The organism is Streptomyces sp. NPDC048419 (assembly GCF_043200415.1).
Taxonomy (GTDB): Bacteria; Actinomycetota; Actinomycetes; order Streptomycetales; family Streptomycetaceae; genus Streptomyces.
Window position 1 is genome coordinate 99,817 of record NZ_JBICXT010000022.1, and the last position, 16,984, is coordinate 116,800.

At 70.1% G+C, this 16,984-nt stretch carries 14 protein-coding genes and 1 pseudogene; 6 read left to right on the forward strand and 9 right to left on the reverse strand.

Annotated features, from left to right (window positions below; genetic code table 11):
• The first annotated feature begins 27 nt into the window (after positions 1 to 27).
• Entirely contained in the window at positions 28 to 1,248 is a 1,221-nt protein-coding gene (locus ACGFYN_RS35520) for a metallophosphoesterase (RefSeq protein ID WP_393870067.1), read from the forward strand.
• 352 nt (positions 1,249 to 1,600) lie between these two features.
• Positions 1,601 to 4,375 carry a lectin gene (locus ACGFYN_RS35525; protein ID WP_393870068.1) on the forward strand — a complete coding sequence of 925 codons (2,775 nt, stop codon included), beginning with the start codon at positions 1,601 to 1,603 and terminating at the stop codon, positions 4,373 to 4,375.
• Positions 4,376 to 4,465: 90 nt separating this feature from the next.
• Here the strand turns inward: ACGFYN_RS35525 and ACGFYN_RS35530 are convergent, their stop codons facing one another.
• The 3 genes and pseudogenes from ACGFYN_RS35530 to ACGFYN_RS35540 all read right to left on the reverse strand — a co-directional run bounded on the left by ACGFYN_RS35530 (position 4,466) and on the right by ACGFYN_RS35540 (position 7,604).
• Entirely contained in the window at positions 4,466 to 5,830 is a 1,365-nt protein-coding gene (locus tag ACGFYN_RS35530; protein ID WP_393870096.1) for a DEAD/DEAH box helicase, read from the reverse strand.
• 319 nt (positions 5,831 to 6,149) lie between these two features.
• A complete protein-coding gene (locus tag ACGFYN_RS35535) occupies positions 6,150 to 6,410 on the reverse strand; it encodes a hypothetical protein (RefSeq protein ID WP_393870069.1) in 261 nt (86 codons plus the stop codon).
• Between the two features lie 169 nt (positions 6,411 to 6,579).
• Positions 6,580 to 7,604, reverse strand: a pseudogene (locus ACGFYN_RS35540) (molybdopterin cofactor-binding domain-containing protein).
• A gap of 481 nt (positions 7,605 to 8,085) precedes the next feature.
• Between ACGFYN_RS35540 and ACGFYN_RS35545 the strand changes: the two are divergent.
• Complete coding sequence (locus ACGFYN_RS35545) at positions 8,086 to 8,355, forward strand: hypothetical protein (protein WP_393870070.1); 270 nt, start codon at positions 8,086 to 8,088, stop codon at positions 8,353 to 8,355.
• Positions 8,356 to 8,711: 356 nt separating this feature from the next.
• Positions 8,712 to 9,017 carry a MarR family winged helix-turn-helix transcriptional regulator gene (locus tag ACGFYN_RS35550; RefSeq protein ID WP_393870071.1) on the forward strand — a complete coding sequence of 102 codons (306 nt, stop codon included), beginning with the start codon at positions 8,712 to 8,714 and terminating at the stop codon, positions 9,015 to 9,017.
• A 23-nt stretch (positions 9,018 to 9,040) separates the two neighbouring features.
• Here the strand turns inward: ACGFYN_RS35550 and ACGFYN_RS35555 are convergent, their stop codons facing one another.
• The 6 genes from ACGFYN_RS35555 to ACGFYN_RS35580 form a co-directional block, all read right to left on the reverse strand.
• On the reverse strand, positions 9,041 to 9,910 hold the full coding sequence (locus tag ACGFYN_RS35555) for a tryptophan 2,3-dioxygenase (RefSeq protein ID WP_393870072.1): 870 nt from the start codon (positions 9,908 to 9,910) through the stop codon (positions 9,041 to 9,043).
• A 6-nt stretch (positions 9,911 to 9,916) separates the two neighbouring features.
• Entirely contained in the window at positions 9,917 to 11,221 is a 1,305-nt protein-coding gene (locus ACGFYN_RS35560) for an NAD(P)/FAD-dependent oxidoreductase (protein WP_393870073.1), read from the reverse strand.
• A gap of 73 nt (positions 11,222 to 11,294) precedes the next feature.
• The gene (locus ACGFYN_RS35565) at positions 11,295 to 11,753 is read right to left on the reverse strand and encodes an acyl-CoA thioesterase (RefSeq protein ID WP_393870074.1); all 459 of its coding nucleotides are present in this window, start codon (positions 11,751 to 11,753) and stop codon (positions 11,295 to 11,297) included.
• Positions 11,743 to 11,982 (reverse strand): hypothetical protein, encoded by a 240-nt coding sequence (locus ACGFYN_RS35570; protein WP_393870075.1) that lies wholly within the window; start codon positions 11,980 to 11,982, stop codon positions 11,743 to 11,745. The genes ACGFYN_RS35565 and ACGFYN_RS35570 overlap by 11 nt, the downstream gene beginning before the upstream one ends.
• Before the next feature lie 215 nt (positions 11,983 to 12,197).
• Positions 12,198 to 13,850: a hypothetical protein gene (locus ACGFYN_RS35575; RefSeq protein ID WP_393870076.1), complete on the reverse strand. Its 1,653-nt coding sequence runs from the start codon at positions 13,848 to 13,850 to the stop codon at positions 12,198 to 12,200.
• A 270-nt stretch (positions 13,851 to 14,120) separates the two neighbouring features.
• Positions 14,121 to 14,636 carry a GNAT family N-acetyltransferase gene (locus ACGFYN_RS35580; RefSeq protein ID WP_393870077.1) on the reverse strand — a complete coding sequence of 172 codons (516 nt, stop codon included), beginning with the start codon at positions 14,634 to 14,636 and terminating at the stop codon, positions 14,121 to 14,123.
• Between the two features lie 26 nt (positions 14,637 to 14,662).
• On the opposite strand from ACGFYN_RS35580, the gene ACGFYN_RS35585 reads away from it, so the two are divergent.
• Together ACGFYN_RS35585 and ACGFYN_RS35590 are read left to right on the forward strand one after the other, a co-directional pair.
• A complete protein-coding gene (locus ACGFYN_RS35585) occupies positions 14,663 to 15,190 on the forward strand; it encodes a CGNR zinc finger domain-containing protein (RefSeq protein WP_393870078.1) in 528 nt (175 codons plus the stop codon).
• A 238-nt stretch (positions 15,191 to 15,428) separates the two neighbouring features.
• Positions 15,429 to 16,931: an acyl-CoA carboxylase subunit beta gene (locus ACGFYN_RS35590; RefSeq protein ID WP_393870079.1), complete on the forward strand. Its 1,503-nt coding sequence runs from the start codon at positions 15,429 to 15,431 to the stop codon at positions 16,929 to 16,931.
• Positions 16,932 to 16,984: the final 53 nt, after the last annotated feature.

A 16,984-nucleotide genomic window follows, 5' to 3' on the forward strand; every position in this document is an offset into this window, starting at 1 on the left:
ACGGCAGCCTGGTCAGGGAGGCGAAGCGTGACCGACACCAGCGACACCCGGCCCGCCGAGGGTGAGGCGCAAGCGCCGCGGCGGAGCCGACTGCACCGCCTCATGCGCTACATCCCCCTGATCGCCCCCGTCCTGCTGTGGGCCGTGCCCTGCGGGGTGCTCCTGTACGGCGGCCAGCACTGGCCGCTGCCCGTCACGCTGACCGGCACCGCCCTGTTCGTCCTGGGCCTCGTCGGTATGCCGATCGCGATGATGCGCGGCCACGGCCGACGCCAGCAGGACAGGGCGGCGATCATCGGCGACTCCCTGCTGGGCACCGGCTGGGTCCTGTTCACCTGGTCCGTTCTGCTCGGCGTTCTCTTGCGGCTCGCCCTGATCGTGGCCGGCGTCGGCCAGGGCCAGGACCGGGCCCGAATCGTCACCTGGGCCGTCCTCGGCGTGACCGCCGCACTGCTCGCGTGGGGATACACCGAGGCCCGCCGCGTGCCACGCGTGCGCCGACTCGACGTGCAACTCCCCCGGCTCGGTGCCGGGCTGGACGGCACCCGCGTCGTCCTCATCACCGACACCCACTACGGCCCGCTCGATCGCGCTCGCTGGTCGGCACGGGTGTGCGAGACGGTGAACACGCTGGAAGCCGACCTGGTCTGCCACACCGGCGACATCGCGGACGGAACGGCTGAACGCCGCCGCACCCAAGCCGTGCCACTCGGCACCGTGCGGGCCACCAAGGCCCGGGTCTACGTCACCGGCAACCACGAGTACTACAGCGAGGCCCAGGGCTGGGTCGACCTGATGGACGAGCTGGGCTGGGAGCCGCTGCGCAATCGCCATCTGCTGCTCGAACGCGGAGGCGACACCCTCGTCGTCGCCGGCGTGGACGACGTCACCGCCGAGTCCTCCGGCCTGGAAGGCCACCGCGCCCACCTCGCCGGAGCCTTGGACGGCGCCGACGCCGACCTGCCCGTCCTGCTCCTGGCACACCAGCCCAAGTTCGTCGACCGGGCGGCGGCCGCCGGCATCGACCTCCAACTCTCCGGCCACACCCACGGCGGCCAGATCTGGCCCTTCCACCACCTGGTCCGCATCGACCAGCCCGCCGTCGCGGGCCTCAGCCACCACGGCACCCGCACTCTCCTCTACACCAGCCGCGGCACCGGCTTCTGGGGCCCGCCGTTCCGCGTCTTCGCCCCCAGCGAGATCACCCTGCTCGTGCTCCGCTCCCCGCACGTGCCCACCTCGTCGTAGTACCGGGCACTTCGGCACCTATCGCGGCATGCCAATGCCCCCTGCCCAACCGGCCGTTGCCCAAGTCGTTGACATGGCCCTGCCTAGTGGCTAGCTTCACGACGAGTTCACATGCACACCCGGGGTGCCATCCGTCCCGGGGTCCCACCGAAGCGCTCCTTTCGTCAGGCACCTCACCTCCAGAGCCCGACAACGTTGTCACACGCAATCACGCACGATCACTCCCAAGCACCTGATCGAACCCGATCACCCCCGTCACCGCCCGGACGCCCGCACCCCGCGTTCCCGCGTCCCTGCGCACGGAGACAACGTTGTCGGACCCCCCGCTCCGAGTAGAGGAGAACTCTCCGTGATGACACGACTGTTGAGACCCCCGAGATCCACGGTGATCGGCCTGTTCGCGGCGGCGGCGCTGGCCGCGTCCGGGTTGTGCACGCCCGCCTCGGCGGCCGGGAAGGCCGCGTTCGTCGCCTCTCCGGCCACCGTGGTGAACCCGTTCATCGGGACGTCGAACCAGGCCGACGACTTCCCCGGCGCCGACGTGCCGTTCGGCATGGTGCAGTGGAGCCCGGACACGCCGTCGCGCCCCTCCGGCGGGGGCTACGAGTACAACGACTCCTCGATCACCGGTTTCAGCCTGACCGACATCGCCGGACCCGGCTGCGGCGCGGCCGGCGACGTTCCGGTCCTGCCCACGGTGGGGGCCGTGAACACCGGCGCCACGGACGCGTTCTCGCACGCCAACGAGTCCGCGTCGGCCGGCTCGTACAAGGTCGCGCTCAACAACCAGGTGACGACCGAGCTGACCACCACCACCCGAAGTGGCATGGCGCGCTTCACCTTTCCCTCGACCAGCCAGGCCAACCTGATCTTCAAGTTGACGGGCAGTCAGAACGGTGCCAGCAACACCCAGTTCACCAAGGTCTCGAACACCGAGGTGAGCGGCCAGGTCACCAGCGGCCGCTTCTGCGGCGCGGGCAACACGTATACCGTGTACTTCGACATGGTCTTCGACCAGCCCTTCGCCTCCCAGGGCAGCTCCCTCGCGAAGAAGTCGACCCTCAAGCCCGTCCAGCCGGGCAAGGCGTCCAAGAACGCCGCCGAGAAACCCAACAAGCCGGTGCTGCACGGCAAGGTCCCGAGCACGACGGCCTCGAAGTCCGCCAAAAACACCGCCTCCCCGGACGCCGCCGCCTCGAACGGCTACGTCACCTTCAACACCACCTCCAACCCGGTCGTGCAGGCAAAGGTCGGGGTCTCCTACGTGTCCGTAGCCAACGCCGTCGCCAACCGCACAGCGGAGAACTCCGGTTGGGACTTCAACGGAACCCGCACCGCCGCGCAGAACGCCTGGAACAGCGCACTCGGCAAGGTGCAGATCACCGGCGGGACGACCGCACAGCAGCAGACCTTCTACACCGCCCTCTACCACTCGCTGCTGCATCCGAACGTCATCAGCGACACCAACGGCCAGTACTACGGCTTCGACGGCAAGACGCACACGGTGGACGCGGGCCACGACGCGGCCTACGCCAACTACTCCGGCTGGGACATCTACCGCTCGCAGGCCCAACTCGAAGCCCTGCTCGCACCCAAGGTGGCGTCGGACACCGCGCAGTCGATGGTCGACGACTACACCCAGACCGGTATCTTCCCCAAGTGGTCGGAGAACAACGGGGAGTCGTACGTCATGGTCGGCGACCCGGCGGACGCCATCCTCGCCGACTACTACGCGTTCGGCGCCAAGGACTTCGACACCAAGACCGCCCTGGCCGACATGGTCAGGCAGGCGAGCACCACCAACAACGACCGCCCCGGCCTCAACTACCTGAACTCACCCGGGTACATGCCGCACGACGGCAGTTACGGCTGCTGCAACTTCTACGGTCCGGTGGCCACCACGCTGGAGTACGACACCGCCGACTTCGCGCTCTCCGCGATGGCCGGGGCGCTCGGCGACACCGCCAACCAGAAGACGTACGCGAACCGCGCGCAGGACTGGCGCAACGTGCTCAACCCGGCCTCCGGCTTCGTCCAGCCGCGCAACGCCAGTGGTGCGTGGACCGGCGGGTTCGACCCCACCAGCGGCACCGACATGGTCGAGGCCGACTCCTGGATCTACACCGGCATGGTCCCCTTCAACATCGGCGGCCTGGCCCACGCCAAGGGCGGCAACACGGCGATGAACCACTACCTGGACACCGTGCTGCGCAGCTACACGGGTGCCAACGGCTACGCCTGGGTCGGCAACGAGCCCAGCATCGAACTGCCTTGGGAGTACGACTACACCGGGCAGCCCTACAAGACGCAGGGCACCGTGCGGGCGATCCAGGACCAGATCTGGGCGAACACCCCTGGCGGGCTGGCCGACGGCAACGACGACCTCGGCGCGATGAGCGCCTGGTACGTGTGGTCCGCGCTCGGCATGTTCCCCGAGACCCCGGGCACCTCCGATCTCGCCCTGGGCTCGCCGCTGTTCACGCAGGCCGTCGTCACCCTCCCGTCGGGCAAGACGCTGACGATCAACGGCAACGGCGCTGCGGACAACGCGCCCTATGTGCAGTCCGCGACGTGGAACGGCACCGCCTGGAACAACGCCTACGCCCCCACGACGGCGATCACGGCCGGCGGCACGCTCAACTACACCCTCGGCACCAGCGCCAACACCTCCTGGGCGAGCGGGGCGTCGGCGGCGCCACCCTCCTACGCCGGTGACACCACGGCCCCGGCGTCACCCCGCATCGGCCCCCTGGCCTCCTCGGTCGCCGCGAACCTCTGCGCGGACGACGCCTCCTCAGCCACGGCCGACGGAACCCACGTCCAGATCTACACCTGCAACAACACCTACGCCCAGGATTGGATCATCGCCGGCGACGGCACGCTACGCACCCTCGGCAAGTGCCTGGACGCCGATCACAGCGGGACCACCAACGGCACCCTGATCCAGCTGTGGACGTGCAACGGCAGCGGCGCCCAGCAGTGGACCCAGGGCGCCGACGGATCGCTCGTCAACCCCCAGTCCAAGCTGTGCCTGGACGACCCCAACTCCTCGACCACGAACGGCACCCAGCTCCAGCTGTACACCTGCAACGCCTCGGCCGCACAGAACTGGAAGCTGCCGAGCTGAGCGGTCGGCACGCCCAGGCCTCGCGACAGCGGGGCCAAACAGCAAGATCCATCTCGCTTGCGGCGGATGGGGCCGGCCGAGAGGCCGGTCTCAGCCGCCGCGGCGCACCCGGGCCGCCTTACGGGCCTCCGCGAGCTTGCGGGCCTCGCTGCTCTTGCGGGACGACCGGCCGCCGGAACCGCCTCCCGTTCCACCACCGGATCCGGCCTTCGCGTCCTTGGTGCTGCCCAGGCCGCGGAACGGGGCGTTGTGGTTCTTGGGGCGCGCTGCGGCCGGTCCGCCGTCGAGCGGCGTTCCGGAGGGGGCCTTGGCGCCCGTGATCCGGCTCAGCTCCGCCTCGCCGGACCGCACCTTGGTGACCTTCGGAGCGACCCCGGCGTCCGCCATGACCTGGCTCGTCTCGCGGCGCTGTCCCGACAGGACGAGTGTCACGACGGTGCCGGAGCGGCCGGCCCGGGCCGTGCGGCCCGCGCGGTGCAGATAGTCCTTCGAGTCGGTGGCCGGGTCGACGTTGACGACGAGATCGAGGTCGTCGATGTGCAGGCCACGTGCGGCGACGTTCGTCGCTACGAGCGCGGTGACCTGTCCGTTCTTGAACTGGGCCAGCGTCCGGGTGCGCTGCGGCTGGGCCTTCCCGCTGTGCAGGGCGGCGGCGGCCACGCCGCTGGCCCGCAGATGCCGCGTGAGCAGGTCGACGCCGTGCTTGGTGTCCAGGAACAGCAGGACACGGCCGTCCCGGGCGGCGATCTCCGTGGTCACGGCGTACCGGTCCGGGCCGTGTACGACGAAGACGTGGTGCTCGATCTCGGAGACCGCGCTGGACGAGGGGTCCACGGAGTGCACGGCGGGGTCGCGCAGGTAGTGCTGCACCAGCTGGTCGACGTCGCGGTCGAGGGTGGCGGAGAAGAGCATGCGCTGCCCGTCGGGACGCACCTGGTCCAGGATCTCGGTGACCTGCGGCAGGAACCCCATGTCACACATCTGGTCGGCCTCGTCCAGGACCGTGATGCGCACCCGTCCCAACCGGCAGCCCTTGCGCTCGATGAGGTCGTGCAGCCGACCGGGCGTGGCGACGACGATCTCGGCGCCGTCCCGCAGCGCGGCGGTCTGCCGACCGATCGACACTCCGCCCACCACGGTCGCGATCCGCAGTCGCAGTGCCTCGGCGTACGGGGCGAGCGCCTCACCGACCTGCTGCGCCAGCTCCCTGGTCGGCACCAGAACGAGCGCCAGCGGCTCCTTGGGCTGCGCGCGCCGCCCGGCCGTCCGGGCGAGCATCCCCAGCCCGAAGGCGAGTGTCTTGCCGGATCCCGTGCGGCCCCGGCCCAGGACGTCCCGTCCCGCGAGCGCGGGCGGCGTCGCTGCCGCCTGGATGGGGAAGGGCACCGTCACGTCGTGCTCGGCGAGCACCCGCAGCACCTCGGCCGGCAGCCCCATCTGCGCGAAGGACTCCATCGCGGGCGGCGCCGAAGTGGTGTCCGACGCCTCGGACACATCCTGCTGCCGGCCATCGGCACGTGCTGATTCGCTCACAGAAAGCCTTCCTCCGAAGGGACCGTACCGAGGAAGGCGCGGCGGGGACGCGGCCACCGGCCAGGGACCCTGAGCTGGGCACCGGCACGGCGACGCTGCAAATGCTCTACGCTAGCACGGCGCAGGCCACCCGGGTCTCCGGTGATCGGGCCCTCTCAGCTCGGAACCTGCCTCCAGGCGCCCGTCTCCGTGCCCACTCAACGGGCGGAACGGCGCCCGACAGCCCTGATGACCACCACCGTCAGCAAGATCGCCGCCGCGGGGACGACAGCTCTTTGAGCAGGACGAGCAGGGCCGCGGGTCCGAGGTCGACGGCCTCGGGCTCCCGACCGACCGCCGGCCGTGCTCCCGGCTGCGGAACCGGGTCCGAGACCGAGACCGGATTGCGCAGCAACTCTTCGAAGTGGGAGGCGAATTGCCGCACGATGCGGTCGCCGACCTCGGCCATGATGCCGCGGCCGAGCTGTGCCGGGCGGCCGGTGATGTCGAGTTCGGTCCTCACCTGGACCCGGGTGCCGGCCGGATCGGCGCCGAGGTGCGCGGTGACCGTGGCGGATGCCGTTCCGGCGCCGCGGGCCTAGCTGCCGTGGAGGTCGAGGACCATGGAACGCCCGGCCTCGTCGCGGGTCACCGTTCCCTCACCGCGGAACTCATCTGCACCGCACCGACCTTCACCTTGAAGCGGCCCGTGGACGCCTCGCCGTCGAGGCTGTCGAGCACCGCGCAGGCATGCACGGGTCGACTCGGTCGAGATCGAGGAACAGTTTCCACGCGGTGTCGGGGTCCGTCGGGACGCGGAAGGCGTGGTCGAGCTGCATCTGCTTGTCGTCCAATCGGAGGTCGTTCGGCGGGTGTTGGGGTGCGGGTGCGGTGTCGGTCGTGCGTGTGCCGCTCAGCGGTGCTCGGTGTCGGCGCGGATCAGGTCGCGGACCCGGCTCGGTGAGGAGGGGTCCGCGCCGTACTACCGCGCCGAACGGGCGCAGCGCGTCCTCCCCGGCATTGGCGAGGGCGGCTTGCGGCGCGATCGCGCCTCCTTCTCCGAGCCCCTTGACGCCGAGGTCGTTCAGGGGGCTTGAGGTGAAGATCTCATCCATGTCCAGGTCGGGGATCTCCGAGCTGGTGGGCACCAGATAGTCCATGTGCGTGCCGGTGCGCGGCTGGCCGTCGGGACCGTAGATCATCTCCTCGTAGAGGGCGCCGCCGATGCCCTGGGCGATGCCGCCGGTGACCTGGCCCTCCGCGATCATCGGGTTCACGATGTTGCCCGCGTCAGGGACGACGACATACCGCAGGATGTCGATCTCGCCGGTGTGCTCGTCGACCTCGACGACGGAGGCGTGCGCGCGCCACTGGCCACGGCGAAGTGCGGTGGGCGGAAGTGGACGGTCTCGCTGAGTTCGGCGCCGTGCCGGCCGTCGGCGGGTTCCGGGGTGCCGGGCAGGGCGGCGCATCCGGCGAGGGTAAGTGAGGGGCGCTCGCTCTCCTTGGGAGTGATGACGCCCTCGCGGAGGTCGAGTCCGCCGGCGGGGACCCCGAGCCGGCGGGCCGCGGCCGCGACAACCTTCTCGCGCGCGGTGTGTCCGGCGCGGTGAGTGGCGTTGCCCGCGCTGACCAGGGCCCGGCTGGCGATGGTGCCCACGCCGAAGGGGGTGGCGTGGGTGTCGCCGCCGACCACGTCGACGGCGTCGAAGGGCACGCCCAGGGCATCGGCCGCGATCTACGCCATGGAGGTGCCGTGCCCCTGCCCCTGGGAGGCGCGCCGATGGCGAGCCGGACGCGTCCGGCGGGAGTGATGTCGATGCGTGCGGTCTCGAACGGTCCGAGACCGGTGGCTTCGATGTACATACCGGAGCCGATGGCGAGGTGCCGACCCTCAGGTGCCCCCTCGCTCTGCCGGGCGCGTACCTGCTCGATGTCCGCCCGGGCGACGGCGCGGCGCAGCAGCTCGGGCAAGTCCCCGGAGTCGTAGGACTGTGGCTTTCCCGAGCGGTCCACAAGGCCGGTCAGGTAGGGCATCTCGTGGGGCTGCACGAGATTGCGGGCCCGCAGCTGCTGCGGTTCGATGCCGAGTTTCGCGGCCAGCCGGTCCATGGCCCGCTCCATCGCGAACACCGTCTCGGGGCGGCACGCGCCGCGGTAGGGCGTGGTTCCGCGAGGCGGTGGGCAGCGACGCCGGCGTGACGGCACAGGTCCTGGAGGAGGCCGGGAACGACCCGCCGCGTCTGCCGGGCGTCCTGGCGCGCGCCCACCTCGACCGGTGGGACCGCCTCCCCGCCCATGACCCCTGGCCCGCGCTGATCAGCTCGGCCCTCACCCCCGCACCCAGCGCCGAACTACTGCGCACGGTCCTCGAAGAGCAGGTGGCGTCCCCCTCTCCCGCCTCCTGGGCAGCTCTGCGCAGGCCGACGTGCGGACCGCGATGGTCCGCAGCATCTTCTTCGGCGTGATCATGGAGCGGTACATCTTCGCTCAGAACCCGCAGCCTCCGTGCCTTCGCGCCACCTGGGCCCCGCCATGGCCGACGCACTCGCCGGCGGCCGTGAGGCGCGGGGGGTGGACGAGGCACACGTGACAGGCCAGGATCTCCCCGGCACAGGAGACCGACGCGGCGGAAGAAGCGCCCCCAGCGGAAGAAGCGCCCCGCAGCGGCGAAGCCCCAGAGCCCGCGGAGGCTACCTCCCCAGTCGGAACCCCGCCCTCCCCCACCCGCCTCTTCGCCCTGCTGAGCGAGTGCTCGCTGCGCCATCAGACGCTGCTCGCACGGACGGTCAAGGAGTACGGCATCAGCCTGTCCGCCTTCGAGGTGCTCGTCGCACTGCACGAGAGCGGTGATCCCTACCGGCGCACTACGGGCGAGGTGGCCGGCTCGGTCCGCGCGGGCGTGCTCACCCAGCACGTCGACCGCCTGGAGGGAGCGGGTCCGGTGAGGCGCGAACGTGACGCACGGGACCGGCTGATCGTCCATCTGCACCTGACGGCGACCGGCATGGAGTTGACCGACCGTGTCGCTGCCGTACGGTCCGCCGTGGAGCGGGAGTTGCCAGCGGATCTGCCGCCCACGGATCAGCGCCGGCTCGCGGAGCTGCTCGGGGTCTTGGGCGGGCGCTGATTCAAGGTGAACCCGAGCAGTAGTCAGCCGATCTCGGTGCGGACCGCGAGGAGTTCGGGGAAGAAGGTCAGGTCCAGGGCGGCCTTCAGGAAGGCGACGCCGCTGGAACCGCCGGTGCCCCGTTTGAAGCCGATGACCCGGGTGACGACCTTGAGGTGGCGGAAGCGCCACAGCTGGAAGTTCTCCTCGATGTCGGCGAGCGCCTCGCAGGTCTCGTAGGCCTCCCAGTGCTCCTCTGGGTGGTCGTAGATCTCCTTCAGGACGGGCAGCAGGCCGTCGTGGAAGGCGTGGGCCCGGGTGACGTCCCGCTGCAGCAGATCGTCGGGGACCGGGTGGCCGGCGCGGGCGAGGTGGCGCAGGAACTCCTCGTAGAGCGTGGGTAGTTCGAGCGCCTCCCGCAGGGCCTCGCGTGCCTGCGGGTCGTGGGCGAAGACCTCGGTCATGCGTGCGTTCTTGTTGCCGAGCAGGAACTCCACCACGCGGTACTGCGCCGACTGGAAACCGGAGGCCTGGCCGAGCGTGCCGCGGAACTCGGCGTACTCGCTCGGGGTCAGCGTCTCCAGCACCGCCCACTGGTCGACGAGTTGGCGCTGGATGTGCTTGATCCGGGCGAGGGACTTGAGGGCCGGGCGGAGCTCGTCCGCCGCCAACCGGCGCATCGCCTCGCGCAGTTCGTGGATGACGAGCTTGAACCACAGCTCGGACGTCTGGTGCTGGATGATGAACAGCAGTTCGTCGTGGTGGGGCGGGTCGCTCAACGGCTGCTGCGCGGACAGCAGCCGGTCGAGCCGCAGATAGCCGCCGTACGTGGTCTGTCGGTGCAGGTCCGTGTGGATGCCCTGCTCGATCTCTCTGGTGTTGCGGTGTGGAGTCTGCTCGGTCCGGCGGTTCATGACTGGTCACCCCATGACGCTGAAGCTGCTGTCGGAATTGATCCTGCGCCTGCGGCTGTAGTGCGAGAGGTCCACCTCGTGGCCGGTGCGTGGAAGCCTCGGCCGAACGGGGACGCTGTCGTGGTCCCGGCCGTTCTCGCAGGCATCGATGATCGCCGTCAGGAACAGGCCGACCACGGGGGCGTTCTTGAACTGGTTTCCGCTGGTTCCGATCGCGACGTAGAACCCCGGCAGGGACGTCTTGTCGTAGATCGGGATCCAGTCGTCGGAGACGTCGTAGACGCCGGCGATGCCGCGCGGGGTGTGCGGCACGGTGAGGCTGGGGACGCGGCGGGCGGCGCGGTAGAGCTGGGCGTCGTAGATCGCCTTCGTGGGATGCAGGTGGTAGTCGTCGGGGTCGTCCAGCCACTGCAGCGGATCGCACTCCGGTTCCGTGCCGCCGACGAGGAGCCCGCCGCTCGGGGTGGTCCGGAAGTACGTGCCGAGGTCCGGGTCGGCGACCAGGAGCCCTCCGCCGTCGCGGCCGAGGCCGTCGGGGGCGCGCACCTCGTGCACCTCCTGGCGCAGCGGTCGGGTGGAGACGGCGAAGTCCGCCCCGACGCCCGCGAGTTCGTTGACCGCTCCCGAGTGGGGACCGGCCGCGTTGATCATGACAGGGGCCGACAGCCGGGTGCCGTCGGCGAGGTCGACGCCGGTGACGCGGTCGCGCGCCGTGATGCCCGTGACCGCCGTACGGAACCGGAAGGCGGCTCCATGGCGCACGGCGGCGGACATCAGGTTGTGCGCGGCCAGCTGCGGGTCGTCGACGAATCCGCAGTCCGGTGTCCAGCAGCCCCGCACCTCGCCGGTCGGCTCGTCGAAGAATGCCTCGTCGGTGATGGCCTTGGGCGGGTGATGGCGACCGGTGTCCAGCAGCGGCAGCTGCTCGCGGATCGTCGTCGCGTCCCACTCGTCGTACGGCACTCCGGCCCGGTCGAACAGGGCCGACACCTTGGCACGGTCCTGGCCGGGCGAGTCCAGGAGCAGGCCGCCGGTCCTGATGAAGCGGGCCAGTCCCGCCTCGTCGCCTCCGCCGAGGTGTCCGCGCCAGTCCTCCCAGGCGTGCTTGGACTCCCAGGCGCTCGCGACGCCCTCCCAGGTCGAGTAGTTGAAGCGGATCACGGCCGAGGAGGCGCTGGTGGACCCGCTCCCGGCAGCCGGCCCCCGCTCGACGACGCAGACTCGACGCCCACCCGCGCCCAGGGCGTGAGCGAGCGAGCACCCCATGACACCCGCCCCGATGACCACCGCGTCGAAGCCCTGATCAGACATCGCGTGCCTTCCAGATCGAGAAATCGAGAACGGGACTGTCTACGAGTGTGCCGAAGCGACGTCCATAGGGCGGCTACGGCTGTCGAACGCCCTCGCCGTCGGTGCCGGAATCCGGAGAAGCCGCGGTCAGGGCCTTGACCCACTCGGCCGGCCACGGCTCGCTGACCCGCTCGTCCCGCGGTGGCACGTGTACGACCGTGTAGTGGCCGGAGGCCGCGAGACTGCGCGGCCGGCTCTCGTGCTCCTCGCCCCACACCTCGAACCCGAACGTCATCGACGACGTGCCGATGCGCTCCACGACCAGGACGGTCGTCACCTCCTGCCCGAACCACAGGGGCGACGCGAAGTCGACCTCGTAGCGCACACGCGGCGCGGCACCGAAGTAGCCGACGACGCCCCGCTCGCGCACCAGCGCCGCCTCGGCCGCCTCCACGAACCGCCCGATCGCCGCGTTGTGGTAGTGGCCGGAGGCGTCGGTGTCCGACCACTCCACGCGGGATCGGTGCACGATGCGGGCGGGTTCAGGAGACATGGGTCAGCTCGCGGACCGGGATCCTGTGCGGATGGGCGGTCTGCTCGGCGGGCTCGGAGCGGGGCGGCGACAGCCGTGGTCGTACGGCGTCGGTGGGCGAGGTAAGCAGGCTGCGCCGTCCGGCGGCGAACTGCCGCGCGGAGTCACGCCGGTCGTCGTTCCGCAGGCCGGTGCGGCCGGGCGTGGGGAAGTCGCCGGGTGGGCCGTCCACGGCGAAGTACGTGTTCATCGGGGACACCATTACCCGGTTCTTCAACTCCGACTCCCCCGGCCGGAGGGTCCTCGTCGTACGGTTCCGGACGTGCGAGGGCGCCTGACAGAGCAGTTGCCTGTCAGGCGCCCTTCACGTGATCACCCCCGCGCCGCCTCGTCGGTGTCTCCGGTGCCGACGGGTGCGGCGAGGCGGTTATCTCGCCGCGAACTCCTGCGGTAGGAGGCGCGGTGTCACCACGAGGACTTCGTCGGATGCGACGGGTAGTCCGGCTTTGACGGGATGTCGGGCGTCGACGGGTGGTCGGGCCTCATCGGCATCGCGGGGTGGTCGGGCTTCATGGGCATCGCCGGGTGGTCGGGCGCCATGGGCTGCGAGGGGTGGTCCGGCTTGACCGGGTGCTCGGGGTAGGCGGGCTGCTCCGGCTTGGCCGGGTGCTCCGGGTAGGCAGGCTTCTCCGGGTGCTCGGGGTAGGCGGGCTGCTCCGGCTTGGCCGGGTGCTCGGGGTAAGCAGGCCGCTCCGGCTTGGCCGGGTGCTCCGGGTAGGCAGGCTTCTCCGGGTACGCGGGCTTCTCCGGGTACGCGGGCTTCTCCGGCTGCGCGGGCTTCTCCGGGTACGCGGGCTTCTCCGGGTACGCGGGCTTCTCCGGCTGCGCAGGCTTCTCCGGGTACGCAGGCTTCTCCGGGTACGCAGGCTTCTCCGGGTACGCAGGCTTCTCCGGCTTCGCCGGGTAGGCCGGCATCGCAGGCTTCTCCGGGTAGGCCGGGCGCTCCGGCTTGGACGGATACGCGGGCATTTCCGGCTTCGCGGGGTAGGCAGGCCGCTCGGGCTGCGACGGATAGGCCGGCTTCGTCGGGTACGCAGGCTTCTCCGGGTACGAAGGCATCGCGGGCCTCGTCGGATACGCGGGCTTCTCCGGGTACGTCGGCATGGCCGGCTTCGTCGGATAGGCAGGCTTCTCCGGATAGGCAGGCATCGCCGGCTTCACGGGGTAGGCGGGCTTCGTCGGATAGGCAGGCATCGCCGGCTTCTCCGGGTACACCGGCTTGACCGGGTAAGCAGGCATCTCCGGCTTCGTCGGGTACGCAGGCTTGACCGGGTAAGCAGGCATCTCCGGCTTTACCGGATACGCGGGCATCATGGGCTTCGAGGGGTACGCCGGCTTCACCGGGTACATGGGCATCTGCGGCAGCATCGGGTAAACCGGCTTCGAGGGGAAGGTCGGTTTCACAGGCTGCGCCGGATACTCCGGCTTCACCGGATACGCGGGCATCTCCGGCTTCACCGGGTAGACCGGATACACCGGCTTCGACGGATACTCGGGCTTCACGGGGAACGCCGGGTATTCGGGCTTCACCGGATGGGCCGGGTATTCGGGCTTGACCGGGTGCGCCGGGTATTCGGGCTTGACCGGGTGCGCCGGGTATTCGGGCTTGACCGGGTGCGCCGGGTATTCGGGCTTGACCGGGTGCGCCGGGTACTCCGGCTTCGACGGGTGTTCCGGCTTGGCCGGGTGCGACGGCTTCTCCGGCTTGGTCCAGTGACCCGGCTTGCCCTCATGCCCAGGCTTGCCCTCATGACTCGGCTTGCCCTCGTGGCCAGGCTTGTCGGGCTTCGACTCATGCCCAGGCTTGTCGGGCTTGGAGTCATGGCCCGGCTTCTCCGGCTTCGTTTCGTGCGCCGGCGGTGCGGGGTGTGCCTGGGGTACCGCCTCCGCCGGCTGGGATTGAGACCCGGTACCGGACGACTGCTCCGGGTGTGGGGTCGCCGGGACATTGTCGTCCTGGGCGTAGGCGAACAGCGGGGTTGTTAGTGGGGTGGTGGCGAGCGCGGCGACCATGGTGGCTGACGCCAGAACGGATCGCCATCTCGGCGATGTCGTCATTGATTCCACTCTCCTCGACTTGGTTCAGAGCTTGGTGACAGCTGGTCAGTACCAAGAGCCGGACAGTGGAATAATCAGGAAATCGCAAGGCGGAATAACGCTTCGGCGGTCATAAGCCACCGGATGGGGTAGCGCGGGAGGCCAGTTGGCCCGGCCCATGGCAAAATCCTGGGCCCGGAACAGGCAATTGAGCGCAGTCAACTACAACGCGTCTGTGTCTTGGAGAAATACACCGGCGGCGTAACCGACTGAAGGGCGAGACGATTCAGATCACGGGCGCCAGTACAGCGCGGGATCCGGAAGGTCTGTGAAGCCCAGATCGCGATAGAGGGGCTCGCCCTCGGGGGAGGCGTAGAGGTCCACGCGGGCGACCTCGCGGTCGCGGAACCAGTCGAGCAGGCCCCGCATGATCGCCCGGCTGTGGCCGCGACGCCGGTGAGCGGGGTCGGTGATCACACCGATGACATGCCCGATGCGCCCGTTGCGCAGATGCGGTCCGGGCAGTCGCTGCTCGATCGTGCCGATGCCACAGGCCGCGAGACCACCAGCGTCGCCGTCGCCGCCGTCCACCACCAAGATGCGCACGTCATCCGCGGTCAGCTGGTCCTTCAGCACCACGGCCAGGGTGTCCAGCCAACTGCCGTCATCCGTCGCGGGGTTGAAGAAGTCGCCGCCGAGGTCGTCGAAGAGCAGGGTCCGCAGGCGCAGGAGCTCCACGAGGTCGTACTCCCCGGCCTGCCGTACGGCAGTGGTGGTGGCGGTCGTGATACCGGTGCGTTGTGGCATGTACACCAGACTGCTGTAATGGTCTTATGCATCTCAACCCTTACGGCGAGGATGCCGTGAACCTGGCCGCCGACCTGGCCAACCGGCGTCCCGCCGACGCCGAGGACCTCGCGGAGCGCTGCCGGGTCGCCGGGCTGGTTCTGGACCACCCGGTCACCCCGGAGGACCTCGCCGACACCATGGAGGCGCTGGACGCGTGGGAGAAGATCGTCGACGCGGGCGACGAACACGAGCGGGCCGGGCTGCTCAACGCGATGCTAGCGTCCGCCTCCGCCTATCCGCGGATGACCAACCACTCCGGGAGCGGCTGGCACGTGCACTACCGCGACGACCATCAGCCGCTCGGCAAGCTGCTGCTGTCGCTGATCTCGGTGGGCACCGCCCTGCACCTGACGGGACGTGGCATGCACCGGCTGCGGCGCTGCGACGTCACCGAGTGCTCCACGATCTTCGCCGACACCTCCCGCACCGGCCGACAGCGCTACTGCTCCCAGCGCTGCGCCAACCGTGACGCGGTCCGGCGCCACCGTGCCGCCCGTACCGCCACTTCCTGACCGGAAACCTCCCGGCACACCCCAACCCTTGTCACCTCCGGAGCAACCGTCGTTCCGCGAGACTCAACTCCCGCAAACAGAGCGGCAATCAACCAATCCCTCTCCAACCTCGCTGCCATATTCGAAAGCAACTTCGGAGGTGGCTGTGACGCGTGAGGCGACAACATCCCGGAACACGGCGACAGTTACGACGGCGGCGACTGTGAGAGCGACAGCGCCGGACGGCACCGATGGGCGCATGGCCGACCTGGAGCGGCGTCATGCCCAGGCGACGGTTCCGGGGGTGCCGAGACGACGCGGCGCCCTCGGTGCGCGCGAGCGGATCGAGCGGCTGCTCGACGCGGACTCCTTCTGCGAGACCGGGTTGTTCGTACGGGCCCGGCCGACCGCTGACGGTGCTCAACGCCCGTACGGCGACGGGGTCGTGACCGGTTACGGCACCGTCGACGGGCGGCCCATCTGCGTGTTCGCGCAGGACTCCACCGTCTTCGGCGGCAGCATGGGCGAGGCGTTCGGCGAGAAGACCGTGGCCCTGATGGACCTGGCGCTGAAGACGGGCTGTCCGGTCGTCGGGCTCAACGACTCCGGCGGCGCCCGTATCCAGGAGGGCGTCGTCTCGCTGGCCCTCTACGCGGAGTTGGTGCGCCGCAATGTGCGGGCGTCCGGAGTGATACCGCAGATCTCCGTCATTCTCGGCCCGTGCGCGGGCGGTGCCGCGTACTCGCCGGCCATCACCGACTTCACGGTGATGGTGGACGGCGCCTCGCACATGTTCGTCACCGGCCCCGACGTCATCGAGGCGGTCACCGGGGAGCGCACCACCGCCGAGGATCTGGGCGGTGCCCGCACCAGCAACACCGTCAACGGCAACGCCCACTTCCTCGCCGCCGACGAGGAGGACGCCCTGGACGCCGTACGCGACCTGCTGTCGTATCTGCCCGCCAACAACCTTGAGCGGCCGCCGACCTACGCACCCGGGTCCGCCCCCGACGGGGATCTGCTCGACCGGGTCGTGCCCGACCGGTCCGGGCAGGCCTACGACATGCGGGTCGTCCTGGAGTCGGTCGTGGACGACGGTGAACTCCTCTACGTGCAGGAGCTGTTCGCGCCGAACATCATCTGCGCTCTGGCCCGGATCGAGGGGGCCGGCGTCGGGGTCGTCGCCAACCAGCCGTTGCACTCGGCCGGTGTCCTGGACATCGACGCCTCCGAGAAGGCGGCGCGGTTCGTGCGGTTCTGCGACGCGTTCGGCATACCGCTGCTGACCTTCACCGACGTCCCCGGCTATCTCTCGGGCGTGCGCCAGGAGCGGGCCGGCATCATCCGGCGCGGCGCCAAACTCCTCTACGCGTACGCCGAAGCCACCGTCCCGAAGGTCACCGTGGTCGTCCGCAAGGCCTACGGCGGCGGGTACGCGGTCATGGGCTCCAAGCATCTCGGCGCGGACGTCAACCTCGCCTGGCCCACCGCCCGTATCGCCGTGATGGGCGCGGACGGCGCGGTCGGCGTGCTGCACCGGCGTGAACTCGCCGCCGCCGCCGACCCCGAGGCGTTGCGCGCGCGTCTCGTCGCCGCGTACGAGAGCACCCACGGGACGCCGTACCCCGCCGCGGAACGCGGGTACATCGACGCCGTCATCGCCCCGCGTGACACCCGCGCCCACATCTGCCGCGCGCTGCGCGCCCTGCGCGGCAAGCGCGCCCCGATGCCTGAGCGCCGGCACGGGAACATCCCGCTCTGACCCGCATCACCTGCCATGTGAGATCGGCACGACCCGCCATGCGAGATCGGCAC

What these genes read in the sequence shown, in the direction of transcription:
- ACGFYN_RS35525 (WP_393870068.1), top strand. Translation starts at nt 1,601, where the DNA reads ATGACACGACTGTTGAGACCCCCGAGATCCACGGTGATCGGCCTGTTC.
- ACGFYN_RS35530 (WP_393870096.1), bottom strand. Translation starts at nt 5,830, where the DNA reads ATGGAGTCCTTCGCGCAGATGGGGCTGCCGGCCGAGGTGCTGCGGGTG.
- ACGFYN_RS35555 (WP_393870072.1), bottom strand. Translation starts at nt 9,910, where the DNA reads ATGAACCGCCGGACCGAGCAGACTCCACACCGCAACACCAGAGAGATC.
- ACGFYN_RS35560 (WP_393870073.1), bottom strand. Translation starts at nt 11,221, where the DNA reads ATGTCTGATCAGGGCTTCGACGCGGTGGTCATCGGGGCGGGTGTCATG.
- ACGFYN_RS35565 (WP_393870074.1), bottom strand. Translation starts at nt 11,753, where the DNA reads ATGTCTCCTGAACCCGCCCGCATCGTGCACCGATCCCGCGTGGAGTGG.
- ACGFYN_RS35570 (WP_393870075.1), bottom strand. Translation starts at nt 11,982, where the DNA reads ATGAACACGTACTTCGCCGTGGACGGCCCACCCGGCGACTTCCCCACG.
- ACGFYN_RS35575 (WP_393870076.1), bottom strand. Translation starts at nt 13,850, where the DNA reads ATGACGACATCGCCGAGATGGCGATCCGTTCTGGCGTCAGCCACCATG.
- ACGFYN_RS35580 (WP_393870077.1), bottom strand. Translation starts at nt 14,636, where the DNA reads ATGCCACAACGCACCGGTATCACGACCGCCACCACCACTGCCGTACGG.
- ACGFYN_RS35585 (WP_393870078.1), top strand. Translation starts at nt 14,663, where the DNA reads ATGCATCTCAACCCTTACGGCGAGGATGCCGTGAACCTGGCCGCCGAC.
- ACGFYN_RS35590 (WP_393870079.1), top strand. Translation starts at nt 15,429, where the DNA reads ATGGCCGACCTGGAGCGGCGTCATGCCCAGGCGACGGTTCCGGGGGTG.